Annotated in this window: 12 protein-coding genes; 5 read left to right on the forward strand and 7 right to left on the reverse strand. The window is 73.0% G+C overall.

What is annotated here, in order from left to right:
* Window positions 1–22: 22 nt before the first annotated feature.
* Complete coding sequence (locus tag ACSU53_RS19975) at window positions 23–1066, reverse strand: ABC transporter substrate-binding protein (protein ID WP_437029617.1); 1044 nt, start codon at window positions 1064–1066, stop codon at window positions 23–25.
* A 193-nt stretch (window positions 1067–1259) separates the two neighbouring features.
* Between ACSU53_RS19975 and ACSU53_RS19980 the strand changes: the two genes are divergently transcribed.
* Entirely contained in the window at window positions 1260–1595 is a 336-nt protein-coding gene (locus tag ACSU53_RS19980; protein ID WP_437029619.1) for a hypothetical protein, read from the forward strand.
* 62 nt (window positions 1596–1657) lie between these two features.
* Here ACSU53_RS19980 and ACSU53_RS19985 read toward each other — a convergent pair whose 3' ends face one another.
* From ACSU53_RS19985 to ACSU53_RS20000, 4 genes are all read right to left on the reverse strand, one after another.
* A complete protein-coding gene (locus ACSU53_RS19985) occupies window positions 1658–2818 on the reverse strand; it encodes an acyl-CoA dehydrogenase family protein (RefSeq protein WP_164333251.1) in 1161 nt (386 codons plus the stop codon).
* A 5-nt stretch (window positions 2819–2823) separates the two neighbouring features.
* Window positions 2824–3771, reverse strand: coding sequence for a hydroxymethylglutaryl-CoA lyase (locus tag ACSU53_RS19990; protein WP_437029621.1), 948 nt, complete (start codon window positions 3769–3771; stop codon window positions 2824–2826).
* A complete protein-coding gene (locus ACSU53_RS19995) occupies window positions 3768–5777 on the reverse strand; it encodes an acetyl-CoA carboxylase biotin carboxylase subunit (protein WP_437029623.1) in 2010 nt (669 codons plus the stop codon). The genes ACSU53_RS19990 and ACSU53_RS19995 overlap by 4 nt, the downstream gene beginning before the upstream one ends.
* Window positions 5778–5839: 62 nt before the next feature.
* The gene (locus tag ACSU53_RS20000; RefSeq protein ID WP_437029625.1) at window positions 5840–7456 is read right to left on the reverse strand and encodes a carboxyl transferase domain-containing protein; all 1617 of its coding nucleotides are present in this window, start codon (window positions 7454–7456) and stop codon (window positions 5840–5842) included.
* Window positions 7457–7543: 87 nt separating this feature from the next.
* On the opposite strand from ACSU53_RS20000, the gene ACSU53_RS20005 reads away from it, so the two are divergent.
* The 3 genes from ACSU53_RS20005 to tesB all read left to right on the forward strand — a co-directional run bounded on the left by ACSU53_RS20005 (window position 7544) and on the right by tesB (window position 10608).
* On the forward strand, window positions 7544–8152 hold the full coding sequence (locus tag ACSU53_RS20005; RefSeq protein ID WP_437029626.1) for an SACE_7040 family transcriptional regulator: 609 nt from the start codon (window positions 7544–7546) through the stop codon (window positions 8150–8152).
* 360 nt (window positions 8153–8512) lie between these two features.
* Window positions 8513–9670: an acyl-CoA dehydrogenase family protein gene (locus ACSU53_RS20010; protein ID WP_437029628.1), complete on the forward strand. Its 1158-nt coding sequence runs from the start codon at window positions 8513–8515 to the stop codon at window positions 9668–9670.
* A gap of 35 nt (window positions 9671–9705) precedes the next feature.
* Window positions 9706–10608: an acyl-CoA thioesterase II gene (gene tesB / locus ACSU53_RS20015; RefSeq protein WP_437029629.1), complete on the forward strand. Its 903-nt coding sequence runs from the start codon at window positions 9706–9708 to the stop codon at window positions 10606–10608.
* Between the two features lie 260 nt (window positions 10609–10868).
* On the opposite strand, the gene ACSU53_RS20020 is transcribed toward tesB, so the two are convergent.
* On the reverse strand, window positions 10869–11684 hold the full coding sequence (locus tag ACSU53_RS20020) for a phosphatase (protein ID WP_437029631.1): 816 nt from the start codon (window positions 11682–11684) through the stop codon (window positions 10869–10871).
* A gap of 104 nt (window positions 11685–11788) precedes the next feature.
* Window positions 11789–13297: a PucR family transcriptional regulator ligand-binding domain-containing protein gene (locus tag ACSU53_RS20025; RefSeq protein ID WP_437029633.1), complete on the reverse strand. Its 1509-nt coding sequence runs from the start codon at window positions 13295–13297 to the stop codon at window positions 11789–11791.
* Window positions 13298–13484: 187 nt separating this feature from the next.
* Between ACSU53_RS20025 and ACSU53_RS20030 the strand changes: the two genes are divergently transcribed.
* The gene (locus ACSU53_RS20030; RefSeq protein WP_437029635.1) at window positions 13485–14954 is read left to right on the forward strand and encodes a sodium:solute symporter; all 1470 of its coding nucleotides are present in this window, start codon (window positions 13485–13487) and stop codon (window positions 14952–14954) included.
* Window positions 14955–14996 lie beyond the last annotated feature (42 nt).

Genomic DNA, 14996 nt, shown 5'->3' on the forward strand with positions numbered 1-14996 from the left:
CGGGGACGGGCCGGACGCAGGGTCAGCTGACCTTCTTGGCCTTCTCGATGGCCTCGGCGAGACGCTCGACGATCGGCACGCACTTGTCGTACGAGAGGATCGGCTCGGCGGCGCGCGGGATGACCTGGCCGGCCTTGACGGCGGGCAGCTTCTTCCAGGTCGCCTCGCTGATGTCGGCGGGCTGGATGGCCGAGGTGCGGTCGTCCATCATGATGATGTCGGCCGGGTACTTGTCGACGTTCTCCCAGCTCAGGGACTCGAACCAGCCGCCGCCCTCGGCCTTGGCCTTCTCCGGCGGCTCGACGAAGTCCACGCCGAGGGCCTTGAAGTACTCCAGGTCGATGGAGAGGTTGGTGCCGGAGACGTAGAAGATCTCCTGGCTCGCGGAGCCCGCCATCACCTTGATGCCGGGGTTCGCCTTGACGGCCTTGCGCAGCCGCTCGGAGGCCGCCTCGAAGCGCTTCTTGGCGTCGGTGGCCTTCGCGGCCTTCATGTCGCCGCCCAGCGACTCGGCGAGCTCCCACATCCGCTGCAGCGGGCCGGTCAGCTGACGGTCGTAGACGGAGATGCCGACGCTCGGGGCCAGCTTGGCGATCTTGTCCTTGGACGCCTCGGGGACGTACCAGAGGGTGCCGCTGTCGTCGAACATCGTGGAGATGAGGACGTCGGGCGCGAGGGTCGCGTACTTCTCGACGTTGAACTGGTCCCAGACGTTGCCGAGGATGGTCACCTTGCTGATGTCCATGTCGCCGGCCTGGACGTCCGCCTTGCCGTCCTTGGTCTCGGTCGGGCCGAACACGCCCTTGACCTGGATGCCGTAGTCGTACAGGGCGGCGGCGACACCGGTGAACGCCACGATGTTCGCGGGCGTCCTGTCCAGCTTCACCGTCGTGCCGCGGTCGTCCTCGAAGCTCCAGGGACCGGACCCGGTGTCCTTCTTCGACTCCGAGCCGCCGCTTTTCGCGTCGTCGCTCCCACAGGCCGCGAGCGCGGCGCCGAGTCCGAGGACGCCGCCTGCGGCGAGCAGTCCGCGACGGGAGAGGCGGGCGGTTCTGGCGTTCGACATGGGGCGGTCTGCTTTCGTGCGTACGGGAGCCGGAGGGTGCGCGGTCGCGGGCCCCCGGGCCGGAAACAGCCTTAGGTTAGCCTAACCTCAGAGCTTGTCCAGAGGGCCGTCGGATGCATCCCCCGCGGGGGCCCGGACAATGCCGTCCCGGTACCGTGATCCCGGTCACGCCGAGGGGGAGACGATGGACGCGATGCGCCGATGGGGCCCGCCCGTGGCCGTGCACCTGATCCTCGGCGTGGTGGCGCTCGTCCCGCTCTGGCTGTCGATGATGTTCCTGGTGAGCCACCCGCTCGCCGCATGGGGCCTCACGTCCCCCGAACCCACCGACAACGACGGCGCGTTGCCCTGGCTGGTGCTCCTGGTGCCGATGTGGGCCGTCTTCCTGGCCCTGTGGCTGCCCCTCGGCTCCCTCGCCCGCCGGACCGCCACGGGGGTCTCCCGAGCCCGCTACTGGACCGTCGGCGCGGCCCTGGTGCTCGCCCCCATGGTGTTCCTGACGACGCTGTTCTACGTCGTCGAGGGCTGAACGCAGAGGGTCCGGTGGGCGGGCCGTGGCGGCCCGCCCACCGGACCGGCGGAATCCCGGGATCAGCCCGTCAGGCCCAACTCCCGTGCGATCAGCATCCGCTGCACCTCGCTCGTGCCCTCGCCGATCTCCAGGATCTTCGAGTCGCGCCACATCCGCGCCACCGGGTACTCGTTCATGAAGCCGTACCCGCCGTGGATCTGCGTGGCCTCGCGCGCGTTGTCCACCGCGACCGTCGAGGAGTACAGCTTCGCCAGCGCCGCCTCCTTCTTGAACGGCTCCCCCGCGACCAGCCGGCTCGCCGCGTCCCGCCACGCCAGCCGGGCCGTGTGGGCCTTCATCTCCATGTCCGCGATCTTGAACTGGATCGCCTGGTTGGCGCCGATCGGCCGGCCGAAGGCGTGCCGCTCCTTGGCGTACTTCACCGACTCGTCCACACAGCCCTGCGCCAGGCCCGTGCCCAGCGCCGCGATGGCGATCCGGCCCTCGTCGAGGATCCGCAGGAACTGCGCGTAGCCGCGCCCCTCCTCGCCCAGCAGGTTCGCCGCCGGGACCCGCACGTCCTGGAACGACAGCTCCCGGGTGTCCGAGGCGTTCCAGCCGACCTTCGAGTACGGGGCGGCCACCGTGAACCCCGGAGTGCCCGACGGGACGATGATCGCCGAGATCAGCGGCTTGCCGTCCGGCTTGCGGCCGGTGACCGCGGTGACCGTCACCAACCCCGTGATGTCCGTGCCCGAGTTGGTGATGAAGCACTTGGTGCCGTTGATCACCCACTCGTCCGTCGACTCGTCCAGCCGGGCCGTGGTGCGGGTCGCGCCCGCGTCGCTGCCGCCGTCCGGCTCCGTCAGCCCGAACGCGCCCAGGATCTCGCCCGAGCACAGCCGGGGCAGCCACTCACGCTTCTGCTCCTCGGTGCCGAACAGGTGCAGCGGCATCGCGCCCAGCGACACCCCCGCCTCCAGCGTGATGGCCACCGACGAGTCCACCCGGGCCAGTTCCTCCAGGGCCACCCCGAGCGCGAAGTAGTCGCCGCCCATGCCGCCGTACTCCTCCGGGAACGGCAGGCCGAACAGGCCCATGCGGCCCATCTCCCGCACGATCTCGTAGGGGAACTCGTGCCGCTCGTAGAAGTCGCCGATCTTCGGCGCCACCACGTCGTGCGCGAACTCCTCGACGGTGCGGCGGAGTTCTTCCAGTTCGGGGGAGAGCTTGTGGTCCATGGTCGTCACTGCTCCTGGTGGGAGAGGGCTCGTACGGTGCGGGACGGGCTGGGTCGGCCCAGGTGTCCGGCCATCCACGCGCTGGTGGCGACGAGGCGGCCGAGGTCGACGCCGGTGTCGATGCCGAGACCGCGCAGCATCCACACCAGGTCTTCGGTGGCGAGGTTTCCGGTGGCGGACTTCGCGTACGGGCAGCCGCCGAGCCCGCCGGCCGAGGCGTCCACGGTGGTGACGCCGTGCCTCAGGGCGGTCAGGGTGTTGGACAGGGCCTGGCCGTAGGTGTCGTGGAAGTGCACGCCCACCACGCCCACCGGCACGCCCTCGTCGGCCAGGGCGTCGAGCAGCGCGCTCACATGGCCCGGGGTCGCCACCCCGATGGTGTCGCCGAGGCTGAGTTCGTCGCAGCCCATGTCCAGCAGGGCCCGGCAGACCCGGACCACCTGCCCGACGGGGACGGCGCCCTCCCACGGGTCGCCGAAGCACATCGACAGATAGCCCCGCACGTGCACGTCGTCCGCCTTGGCCCGCCGCACCACCGGCTCGAACATGGCGAGCGCCTCGTCCAGCGAGCGGTTGAGGTTGGCCCGGGCGAAGGACTCCGTGGCGCTGGCGAACACCGCCACCCGGCGGGCGCCGAGCGCCAGCGCTCGGTCCAGTCCGCGCTCGTTGGGCACCAGCACCGGCAGGTCCACGGGGAGGTCGCTCACCCGCGGGAACAACTCCTCGGCGTCCGCCAGTTGGGGCACCCACTTGGGGTGCACGAAGCTGGTCGCCTCGATCGTGGTCAGCCCGGCCCCGGCGAGACGGCGGACGAACTCCGCCTTCACCTCCACCGGGACGACGCCCTGCTCGTTCTGCAGGCCGTCGCGGGCGCCCACCTCGTGGATGCGGACCCGGGCGGGCAGCCCTTCGGCCGGTACGGCCATCGGCAGCCCCAGGTCGTGCGCGTTCATGCCGTCTCCTCCTCCGCCGGGGCGATGACCGCCAGCACCTGGTCCATGGCGACCGTGGTGCCCGGGGCCACGTCCAGTTCGGTGACCGTGCCGGCGTGCGGGGCGGAGACGACGTGCTCCATCTTCATCGCCTCCACCACCAGCAGGCTCTGCCCGGCGTCCACGGTGTCGCCGACGGCGACCTTCACCACCGTCACCGTGCCCGGCATCGGCGCGGTCAGCGAGTCGGCGCCGCCCCGGCCCGCCCGGCTGAGGGACTCCTCGACCGGGTCGTGGTCCCGCACCTGCCACGCGTCGCCGTCCCGGCCCAGCCAGGTGCCGTCCGGCAGCGCGGCGAAGGTGTGGGTGACACCGTCCAGCGCGAAGGTGAACCCGCTGCCGTCCAGGACGCCCGCGGAGCCCCGCACGGGGGCGTCGGCGCCCGGCAGCAGCAGTTCCCTGCCGCCGTCGGCCGTCTCGCGGACCCGCACGGTCACCGGGTCGTGGCCCGGGACGCGCAGGTGGTGCGTGGTCCACGCCCGCCGCCCGCCCAGCCGCCAGCCGCTCGTGGCGGCGAACGGGTCGGCCCAGCCGGAGCCGTCCGCCGGGGCCGCGAGAGCGCGCTGCCGCAGCAGGGCGGCCGCCGCGTACGCCGGGGCCGGCACCTCGACCGTCGTCAGGCCGTCCGCCTCGCGCTCGACCAGCCCGGTGTCCAGGTCGCCGGCCACCACCGCGGGGTGCGCGAGCAGCCGCCGCAGGAACCCGGCGTTGGTCTGCACGCCGAGGGTGACCGTCCGGGCCAGGGCTGCCCGCAGGGTGCGCAGCGCGCTCGCCCGGTCCGGGCCGTACGCGATCACCTTGGACAGCATCGGGTCGTACAGGCTGCCGACCTCGGTTCCCTCGCCGAGCCCGGAGTCGGTGCGCACGCCGTCCCCCTGCGGCTCGTGCAGCCGCAGCACGGTGCCGCCGGAGGGCAGGAAGCCGCGGGCCGGGTCCTCGGCGCAGATCCGCGCCTCCACCGCGTGGCCGGTGAGCCGGACGCCGTCCTGGCGGAACGCCAGCGGCTCGCCCGCCGCCACCCGCAGCTGCCACTCCACCAGGTCCAGGCCCGTGATCAGCTCGGTGACCGGGTGCTCCACCTGGAGGCGGGTGTTCATCTCCATGAAGTAGTAGGACGCGGGGTCGTCGCCCGGGACGATGAACTCCACCGTGCCCGCGCCGCGGTAGCCGCAGGAGCGGGCCGCCTGGACGGCCGCCTCGCCCATCGCGGCCCGGGTCCCCTCGTCGAGGAGCACACTGGGCGCCTCCTCGATGATCTTCTGGTGGCGGCGCTGGAGGGAGCACTCGCGCTCGCCCAGGTGCACCACGCCCCCGTGGCCGTCGGCCAGGACCTGGATCTCGATGTGCCGGGGGCGGTCGATCCACCGCTCCACCAGCAGCGTGTCGTCACCGAAGGAGGCGCGGGCCTCGCGGCGGGCGGCGGCGATCTCCTCGGCCAGCCGCTCCTCGTCCCGCACCAGCCGCATGCCCTTGCCGCCGCCGCCCGCCGACGGCTTCAGCAGCACCGGCATGCCGATCTCGCGGGCCGCCTCGACGAGCTGGGCGTCGGTCAGGCCGCTGCCGCTGGACCCGGGCACGACCGGCACCCCGGCCGCCCGCACCGTCTCCTTGGCGCGGATCTTGTCGCCCATCAGGGAGATCGCCTCGGCGGGCGGGCCGATGAACACCAGGCCGGCCTCGGCGCAGGCCCGCGCGAAGGCGGCGTTCTCGGCGAGGAAGCCGTACCCCGGGTGCACCGCCTGCGCGCCGGTGCGGGCGGCGGCCACCAGCAGCCGCTCCACCGACAGGTAGCTCTCCGCCGCCGGCGCCGGTCCGATCCGCACGGCCGTGTCGGCCTCCCGCACGTGCCGGGCGTCGGCGTCCGCGTCGGAGTACACCGCCACCGCGCGCACGCCCATCGACCGCAGGGTGCGGATCACGCGGACCGCGATCTCGCCCCGGTTGGCCACCAGGACCGTGTCGAACATCCGCGGCACCGTCCCGCCCGCGGCCGGGTCTGTCGTCCGAGCTGTCATCGTCATCGGTCCCCTCACATCCGGAAGACGCCGAACTGAGGGTCACTCAGTGGCGCGTTGGCGCACGCGGTCAGGGCCAGGCCCAGGACCTGCCGGGTCTCCATCGGGTCGATCACCCCGTCGTCCCACAGCCGGGCCGTCGCGTAGTAGGCGTTGCCCTGCTCCTCGTACTGGGCGCGGATCGGGGCCTTGAAGGCGTCCTCCTCCTCGGCGGACCACTCCTCGCCGCGGCCCTCCAGCTGGTCCCGCTTGACGGTGGCCAGCACCGAGGCGGCCTGCTCGCCGCCCATGACCGAGATCTTGGCGTTGGGCCACATCCACAGGAAGCGGGGCGAGTACGCCCTGCCGCACATCGAGTAGTTGCCCGCGCCGTACGACCCGCCGACCACCACCGTCAGCTTCGGCACGCGGGTGCACGCGACCGCCGTGACCATCTTGGCGCCGTGCTTGGCGATGCCGCCCGCCTCGTAGTCCCGGCCGACCATGAAGCCCGAGATGTTCTGCAGGAACACCAGCGGGATCCCGCGCTGGTCGCACAGCTCGATGAAGTGGGCGCCCTTCTGGGCCGACTCGGAGAACAGGATGCCGTTGTTGGCGACGATCCCCACCGGGTGGCCGTGGATCCGGGCGAAGCCGGTCACCAGGGTCTGCCCGAACTCCGCCTTGAACTCCGCGAACCGGGAGCCGTCCACCACCCGCGCGATGATCTCCCGCACGTCGTAGGGGGTGCGGGAGTCCACCGGCACCGCGCCGTACAGGCCCGCCGGGTCCACCTTGGGCTCGACCGGGGCCTCGACGCTCCAGGGCAGCGGGCCGCGCGCGGGCAGCGTGGAGACGATGGTGCGCACCGTGCGCAGCGCGTGCGCGTCGTCCTCGGCGAGGTGGTCGGTCACGCCGGACACCCGGGAGTGCACCTCACCGCCGCCCAGCTCCTCCGCCGTGACGACCTCGCCGGTGGCCGCCTTCACCAGCGGCGGGCCGCCGAGGAAGATCGTGCCCTGGTTGCGCACGATCACCGCCTCGTCGCTCATCGCCGGGACGTACGCCCCGCCCGCCGTGCACGAGCCGAGGACCGCCGCGATCTGCGGGATCCCGGCGCCGGACATGCGGGCCTGGTTGTAGAAGATCCGCCCGAAGTGGTCCCGGTCGGGGAACACCTCGTCCTGCATCGGCAGGAACGCGCCGCCGGAGTCGACCAGGTAGACGCAGGGCAGCCGGTTGTCGAGCGCCACCTCCTGCGCCCGCAGGTGCTTCTTCACCGTCATCGGGTAGTAGGTGCCGCCCTTGACGGTGGCGTCGTTGGCCACCACCACGCACTCGCGGCCGCTGATCCGGCCGACACCGGCGATCACCCCGGCCGCCGGGGCCTGCCCGTCGTACATCCCGTCGGCGGCCAGCGGGGCCAGCTCCAGGAAGGGCGAGCCGGGGTCGAGGAGCGTGTCCACGCGCTCGCGCGGCAGCAGCTTCCCGCGCGCGGTGTGCCGCGCGCGGGCCCGCTCGCCGCCGCCGAGCTCGGCGGCGGCCAGCTTGGCGCGCAGCTCCGCCACGAGGGCGCGGTGCGCCTCCTCGTTGGCCCGAAAGGCCTCGGACGCGGGATCGGCCGCGCTGTGAAGCTCCGGTGCCTCATGCATCCTGCGGGTCCCCTCACCTTGTTAATGAGCGTTAACGCATTTCCCTCAGGTTAACGACCGCTAACCTCGCTGTCTAGAATCGTCCTCATGGCCACCAGAACCGACGCCCCGACCCGCCGCGAGCAGATCCTCAAGGAGGCCGCGCGGCTGTTCGCCGAGCGCGGTTTCCACGGCGTCGGGGTCGACGAGATAGGCGCCGCGGTCGGCATCAGCGGACCCGGGCTGTACCGCCACTTCCCGGGCAAGGACGCGATGCTCGCCGAGCTGCTGGTGGGGATCAGCGGCTCGCTGCTCACCGGTGCCGAGCGGCGCCTCGCGGAGGCCGACGGGGTGCCCGCCTCGGAGGTCCTCGACTCCCTCATCGAGGGGCACATCGACTTCGCGCTCGACGACCGCCCCCTCATCACCCTGCACGACCGCGAGCTGGACCGGCTGCGCGAGACCGACCGCAAGCTGGTGCGCCGGCTCCAGCGCCGGTACGTGGAACTGTGGGTGGGCGTGGTGCGCGCCCTCCACCCGGACCTCGGCGAGCCCGCCGCCCGGTCCGCGGTGCACTCGGTGTTCGGGCTGCTCAACTCCACCCCGCACCTCGGCCGCCCCGGCGCCCTGCCCGGCCGCGCGGCCACCGCCGCGCTCCTGCACCGCATGGCCCGCGGCGCCTTCGAGGCGGCGGGAGCGGTGGAAGGGCGTGCGTGAGACGGCCGCGTGCGTGAGACGGCCGCGCGTGTGAGACGGCCGCGCGTGTGAGGGTGACCGCCCGCGTGAGGCGACCGTGCTGCAGGCGCCCCTCCGCGTGAGCGCTCGCGCACCCTGGGCCCTGGGGCCCACGCGCCCGACGGGGCCCACGCGGCGACAGGGCCCACGCGTCCGACGGGGCCTGCCGCGTGACGAGCGTTACGCCCGCCGCGCACTGGACGATCGCGGATACCCGCCGGTATCTTGGAATCTGAGCAAGCGCTTAGCCATGCGGGTGGACCCCGGCAGGGGAACCCGCGGCGAGCAACCCCGTACGCGAGAGCGGCGCCGGCAGGGCGCGAGGAAGGGCGGTGGGCGTTCGTGCGCCGTACGCTGTTCAACGAGGACCACGAGGCGTTCCGGGAGACCATCCGCGCCTTCATCGAGGCCGAGGTCGTCCCGGTTTACGACGACTGGTTCGCGGCCGGCCAGGCCCCCCGCGACTTCTACTACAAGCTGGGCGAGCTCGGTATCTTCGGCATCAGCGTGCCGGAGGAGTTCGGCGGCGCGGGCATGGACACCCACAAGTTCGAGGCCGTCCTCTACGAGGAGACCGCCCGCGCGGGCGTCCAGTTCGGCGGCTCCGGCGTGCACGTCCTGCTGGCCCTGCCCTACCTGAAGATGCTCGCCACCGACGAGCAGAAGAAGCGTTACCTCCCGAAGTTCGTCACCGGTGAGGAGATGTGGGCCATCGCGATGACCGAGCCGGGCACCGGCTCCGACCTCGCGGGCATGAAGACCTCCGCCAAGCTGTCCGAGGACGGCTCCCACTACGTCCTCAACGGCGCCAAGACCTTCATCACCGGCGGTGTCCACGCCGACAAGGTCATCGTCTGCGCCCGCACCGCCGCGCCGACCGCCGAGGACCGCCGCCACGGCATCTCCCTGTTCGCCGTGGACACCAGGTCCGAGGGCTACTCGGTGGGCCGCAAGCTGGACAAGCTGGGCCTGCGCACCTCCGACACGGCCGAGCTGGCCTTCGTCGACGTCAAGGTCCCCGTCGAGGACCTGCTCGGCGAGGAGAACAAGGGCTTCTCCTACCTCGGCCACAACCTGGCCTCCGAGCGCTGGGGCATCGCCTTCGGCGCCTACGCCCAGGCCAAGGCCGCCGTCCGCTTCGCCAAGCAGTACGTGCAGGAGCGCACCGTCTTCGGCAAGCCGGTCGCCCACTTCCAGAACACCAAGTTCGAACTGGCCGCCTGCCAGGCCGAGGTGGACGCCGCCGAGGCCGTCGCCGACCGCGCGACCGAGGCCCTGGACGCCGGCGAGCTCACCCCCGCCGAGGCCGCCTCCGCGAAGCTGTTCTGCACCGAGGTCGCCCACCGCGTCATCGACCGCTGCCTCCAGCTGCACGGCGGCTACGGATACATGAACGAGTACCCGATCGCCCGCCTGTACGCGGACAACCGCGTCAACCGCATCTACGGCGGCACCAGCGAGATCATGAAGTCGATCATCGCCAAGGACATGGGGCTGTAAGGTCCCGGAAATCCCTGCCGTATACAACTGATTCCATGAGTCAGGCACTTCAGGAACTCCTCGACCTGCTCGACCTCGAGCAGGTCGAGGAGAACATCTTCCGGGGCCGGTCCCGGGCCTCCGCCGTCCCCCGCGTCTTCGGCGGACAGGTGGCGGCGCAGGCCCTGGTCGCCGCGGGGCGCACCGTCCCCGCGGACCGGCCCGCCCACTCGCTGCACGCGTACTTCCTGCGCATCGGCGACCCGGGCGCGCCGATCGTCTACACCGTCGACCGGATCCGGGACGGCCGTTCCTTCACCACGCGTCGCGTGGTGGCGGTCCAGCACGGAAAGCCGATCTTCCACCTCTCGGCGTCCTTCCAGGCGCACGAGGAGGGCCTGGACCACCAGGCGCCCATGCCGCCCGCACCGGACCCGGACTCCCTGCCCACCTCCGAGGAACGGCTGAGCGGCTACCCGCACCTCTCCCCGGACGTCGTGCACCGCTACCTGGGCGCCCGCGCGGCGGTCGACCTGCGCTACGTCGACGACCCGCCCTACGGCCGCTTCGGCGAGCCGCGCGACCCGCACAGCCAGGTCTGGTTCCGGACCAACGGCAAGGTCGAGGGCGACGACCCGCTGCTGCACGTCGTGCTCGCCACATACGTCTCCGACATGACGCTGCTGGACTCCATCCTGCTCGCCCACGGGCGCGGCGGCTGGGCCGTCGGCGACGTCGTCGGCGCGTCCCTGGACCACGCGATGTGGTTCCACCGCCCGTTCCGCGCCGACGAGTGGCTGCTGTACGACCAGCAGTCCCCGTCCGCCCACGGCGGCCGGGGCCTCGGCCAGGGCCGCATCTACACCCAGGACGGCCGGCTGGCGGTCTCCGTCATCCAGGAGGGCGTGGTCCGGGTCCCGCGCGAGGACGGACCGGCCCCGGCGGCGGGAACCCGCTGACCTCACCGGCTCGGCGGCCTACGCTGCCCCGCCGAAGGGCGGCGCGCCGGGACCGGGCAGGCTGTCCCTGGTCTTCGCCCCCGGGCGAGCACCGCATCGTCTCGAACACCTACGTCGAGGCCGGCACCGTGAGGCGCCTCCCGGACCGCGCCGGTCTCGACCTCCGTGAGACGGACGCGGCCCGCCGCCTCACCGGACGCCGCGGCGCCGGCCCTGGACCTGCGGCCGGCCACCCAGGACGTCGAGGCTGACGGCCGGCCCTACTTCGACGCGGTCGTGGACCCCTCGGGGCCCAGCCCCGCCTCGGCCAGCAGGTACGCCGTCATCGGGTCGTAGTGGCGCGGGCTCACCACGTGGTCGTCGAGAGGGACCGTCACCTGCACGGTGCCCTCCGCCTCCGCGAGGAACAGCGCCGGGTCGTTGCAGTCGGCGTAGCCCACGGAATCCACGCCGTACTGTCCCGCCGCGCCCGCCCAGCCGTGGTCGGCGACGACCAGATCGGGCAGCGGGCGGCCCTCGCGCTCCAGCGCCGTCAGGATGGCCTTCATCGGCTCCCCGGAGTGCGTGTGCCACAGGGTGGCGCCGTGCTCCAGCATCGCCACGTCGGCGAACTGCATCACGTACCCCTCCTCCGTGGTCAGCCCGTCCGGGATGACGACGATCTCGCAGCCGGCCGCCCGCAGCGCGTCGGCGGTCGCCCGGTGCACGTCGAGCAGCCCGCCCGGGTGGCCGGTGGCCAGCAGCACCCGCTGCCGCCCGTCCGCCGCCTTGCGCAGCCGCGCCGCCATCCGCTCCAGGCCGGCCACCGTCAGCTCCGGGTCGATGGTGTCCTGCCCGTACCGGTACTCGGGGTCGTCGTTGACACCGACCCGTTCCGCCATCACCGCGAGCACGTCCTGCTCGTCGCTCCAGCGGTCGCCGAGCTCCAGCCCGAGCCAGTAGTGGCGGTCACCGTTCGCCAGCTTGCGGTAGTGGGAGAGGTTGTTCTCGCGCGGGGTGGCGACCTCGCCCGCGATGCGGGTGGCGGTGAGGTGGCCGAGCAGTTCGGCGCGGCTGGGGGTCCCGGGTATCGGCATGCCCCCCATTGTGGAGCAGCCACCGGTGGGCGTCTCGGCCGTATCGCGCGCTGGGATGTGCGTCACGTACTCGGACGACTGCGTACAGGTACTCAGGCCGGTACTCAGCCCTGGCGCAGCGCGAACCACAGCTCCATGCGCACGTCCGGGTCGTCCAGGTCCGCGTCCAGCAGGGCCGCGCAGCGGGCGATGCGCTGGCGGACCGTGTTGCGGTGCACCGACAGGGCCACCGCCGTGCGGTCCCAACTGCCGTGCAGCGACAGCCAGGTGCGCAGGGTCTCCGGGAGCGCGGGCACGGCGGCGAGCGGCGCGAGCAGCGCGCGGGCGTGGGCCTCCGCGTCCGGGCCCGCGACCAGGTCGGTCAGCGCGGGCCGCCCGCCGTGCCGGACCAGGGGCGCGCGGGTGGCGCGGGCCCGGGCCAGTGCGCGGGCCGCCTGGGTGTCGGCGGCGGGCCACTCCCGCGGGCCGACGGCGGCGCTGACGCCGAGGGTCCAGCCGGGCAGCGCCTCGACGGCCCGGTCGCCCGGCACCAGCACCCGGACCGTCCGCCCGTCCGCGTCCACCAGCGCCGAGCCGAGCGCCGCGCCCAGCGCCGAGGCGGCCACGTGGTCCGGGGCCGGCCCGTCCGGCCGCGCGTGCACCACCCGCCACTGCTGTCCGCCGAGCAGCCCGGCCACGTCCTCGGGCGTGCTGCCCAGCAGCAGCCGCACGAGCGCGGCCGAGCGGGCCGCGCCCCGCCCGCTCTGGTGCTCGCCGGTGAGCAGCGACAGCAGCACGGCGGCCACGGACGCGATGGTGTGGTCGCCCGGTTCCTGCCGCGGGGCGGCGACCCCGAGCACGAAACCCCGGCCGGCCCCGAGCGCGTACGCGGTCAGCCGTGTCCCGGCGACCGTGTCGGCGGCCGAGGCAGGACGGCCCGCCCCGCCGGTGGCCGTGCCCGGCCGGTCGCGTCCGGGGGCGGCGGGGGAGACGTCGGGCCGGACCACCTCCGCCAGTCCGGCCAGTGCGAGGCGGACCTCCTCGCCCGGTTCCCGGCCGGCCGCCGCGAGCCGGGTGTCCTCCGGGCCGTACAGCACCGCCCACCCGTCCAGCCGGCCCGCGAGCCGCCGCAGCACCGACGGCACCGGGTCCGGGCGGCCCGCCGCGGCCGCCAGGCCCTGCTGCGCCTCGGTCACCCGGCGCAGCTCCGCCAGCCGCGCCTGCGCCATCAGCCGCCACACCGCGCGGGCCACCCCGGAGAAGGTGGTCCGGGGCGGCACCTCCAGCAGCGGCAGGCCGTGCAGCGCGCACGCCTCCACCAGCGCGTCCGGCACCGTGTCGTGCACCGGCGCGACACCAAAACCGAGCGCCGCGCCGCCCGCCGCGACGATCCGGGAGACGTACGCGTCGAAGTAGCCCGCGCCCGCCCCGTCCGGGACGTGCACGCCCGCCGACAGCAGCAGCTCACCGCCGAGCAGGTACGGATACGGGTCCGCCATCTCGGAGGTGTGCACCCAGTGCACCACCAGCCCCGGGTCGTCCGGCCCGGCGATCCGGCGCAGGCCCAGGTCCGCGCGGGCCAGCAGCGCCTCCAGGGGGACGGGCGGGGTGGGCGGAACCGTCGGGTCCGGCATGGTGGACGTTTCCTCCATCCCGTTCGCTGCGAATGGATGAAACGTACACTTCGCAGTCGCTTTCCGGCCACCTAGGGTCAGGTCAGACCGGCGGCCCGTGGGTACGGGCGGATGTCCCCGCGACGAGCGGCCGGGCCACTCCCCGTGCACGACACGCCACCGAGTACCGCGTGAAGGAGGCCCCCGCATGGCCGTGGACTACCTGGTCATCGTCGTCTATCTGGTCGGCATGCTGGCCATGGGCTGGTGGGGCATGCGCCGCGCCCGGTCCAAGAGCGAGTTCCTGGTCGCGGGCCGCCGGCTCGGCCCCGCCATGTACTCCGGCACCATGGCCGCCATCGTCCTCGGCGGCGCCTCCACCATCGGCGGCGTGGGCCTCGGCTACCAGTACGGGCTGTCCGGCGCCTGGATGGTCTTCACCATCGGCCTCGGCCTGCTCGCCCTGTCGGTCTTCTTCTCCGCCCGCATCGCCCGGCTGAAGGTCTACACCGTCTCCGAGATGCTCGACCTGCGCTACGGCGGCCGGGCGGGCGTCATCTCCGGGCTCGTCATGTGGGCGTACACCCTCATGCTCGCGGTGACCTCGACGATCGCCTACGCCACGATCTTCGACGTCCTCTTCGACCTGAACCGCACCCTCGCCATCGTCCTCGGCGGCTCCATCGTCGTCGCCTACTCCACGCTCGGCGGCATGTGGTCGATCACCCTCACCGACATGGTGCAGTTCGTCGTCAAGACCATCGGCGTGCTGCTCCTGCTGCTGCCCATCGCCGTCGTCAAGGCCGGCGGCTTCGCCGAGATGAAGGCGCAGCTGCCCACCGAGTACTTCGACCCGCTGGGCATCGGCGGCGAGACGATCTTCACCTACGTGCTGATCTACACCTTCGGCATGCTCATCGGCCAGGACATCTGGCAGCGCGTGTTCACCGCCCGCAGCGACCGCACCGCCCGCTGGGGAGGCACCGTCGCGGGCACCTACTGCCTCGCCTACGCCCTCGCCGGCGCCGTCATCGGCACCGCGGCCAAGGTGCTCTACCCCGACCTGGCCAGCGCCGACGACGCCTTCGCCACCATCGTCAAGGACGAACTCCCCCTCGGGGTGCGCGGGCTGGTGCTGGCCGCCGCCCTCGCGGCGGTGATGTCCACCTCCTCCGGCGCGCTCATCGCCTGCGCCACCGTCGCCAACAACGACATCTGGGCCCGGCTGCGCGGCCTCGCCCGCGCACCGCAGGGCGACGACCACGACGAGGTCCGCGGCAACCGCCTGTTCATCCTGCTCATGGGCGTCGCCGTGATCCTCACCGCGATCGCGCTGAACGACGTCGTGCAGGCCCTGACCGTCGCCTACAACCTGCTCGTCGGCGGGCTGCTGGTGCCGATCCTCGGCGGACTGCTGTGGCGGCGCGGCACCGCCCAGGGCGCCCTCTCCGCCGTCGCCGTCGGCGGGCTCACCGTCGTCGTCCTGATGGCCGTCTTCGGCATCCTCGCCAACGAGCCCATCCTCTACGGCCTGCTGTCCTCCCTCGCCGTCTACGTCGTCGTCTCCCTGGCGACCCCGCCCACCGACGCGGCCGTGCTCGCCGCCTGGCGCGAACGCGTCGCCGGACGCGCCCCCGAAACCGAATCCGTGTCCGAACGGGTCCCCGCCGGCCAGTAGAGTCGTGCGGGCAGACATCACATACGCGACGAAGCGTAGGAA

Origin of the sequence: Streptomyces sp. enrichment culture (genome assembly GCF_964273255.1) — a bacterium.
GTDB lineage: Bacteria > Actinomycetota > Actinomycetes > Streptomycetales > Streptomycetaceae > Streptomyces.

Excerpts from the sequence above, each read along its gene's own strand:
- ACSU53_RS20000 (WP_437029625.1), bottom strand. The coding sequence starts at position 7,456 with ATGCATGAGGCACCGGAGCTTCACAGCGCGGCCGATCCCGCGTCCGAG.
- tesB (WP_437029629.1), top strand. The coding sequence starts at position 9,706 with ATGAGTCAGGCACTTCAGGAACTCCTCGACCTGCTCGACCTCGAGCAG.
- ACSU53_RS19990 (WP_437029621.1), bottom strand. The coding sequence starts at position 3,771 with ATGAACGCGCACGACCTGGGGCTGCCGATGGCCGTACCGGCCGAAGGG.
- ACSU53_RS20030 (WP_437029635.1), top strand. The coding sequence starts at position 13,485 with ATGGCCGTGGACTACCTGGTCATCGTCGTCTATCTGGTCGGCATGCTG.
- ACSU53_RS20025 (WP_437029633.1), bottom strand. The coding sequence starts at position 13,297 with ATGCCGGACCCGACGGTTCCGCCCACCCCGCCCGTCCCCCTGGAGGCG.
- ACSU53_RS19980 (WP_437029619.1), top strand. The coding sequence starts at position 1,260 with ATGCGCCGATGGGGCCCGCCCGTGGCCGTGCACCTGATCCTCGGCGTG.
- ACSU53_RS20005 (WP_437029626.1), top strand. The coding sequence starts at position 7,544 with ATGGCCACCAGAACCGACGCCCCGACCCGCCGCGAGCAGATCCTCAAG.
- ACSU53_RS20020 (WP_437029631.1), bottom strand. The coding sequence starts at position 11,684 with ATGCCGATACCCGGGACCCCCAGCCGCGCCGAACTGCTCGGCCACCTC.
- ACSU53_RS19975 (WP_437029617.1), bottom strand. The coding sequence starts at position 1,066 with ATGTCGAACGCCAGAACCGCCCGCCTCTCCCGTCGCGGACTGCTCGCC.
- ACSU53_RS19995 (WP_437029623.1), bottom strand. The coding sequence starts at position 5,777 with ATGTTCGACACGGTCCTGGTGGCCAACCGGGGCGAGATCGCGGTCCGC.
- ACSU53_RS19985 (WP_164333251.1), bottom strand. The coding sequence starts at position 2,818 with ATGGACCACAAGCTCTCCCCCGAACTGGAAGAACTCCGCCGCACCGTC.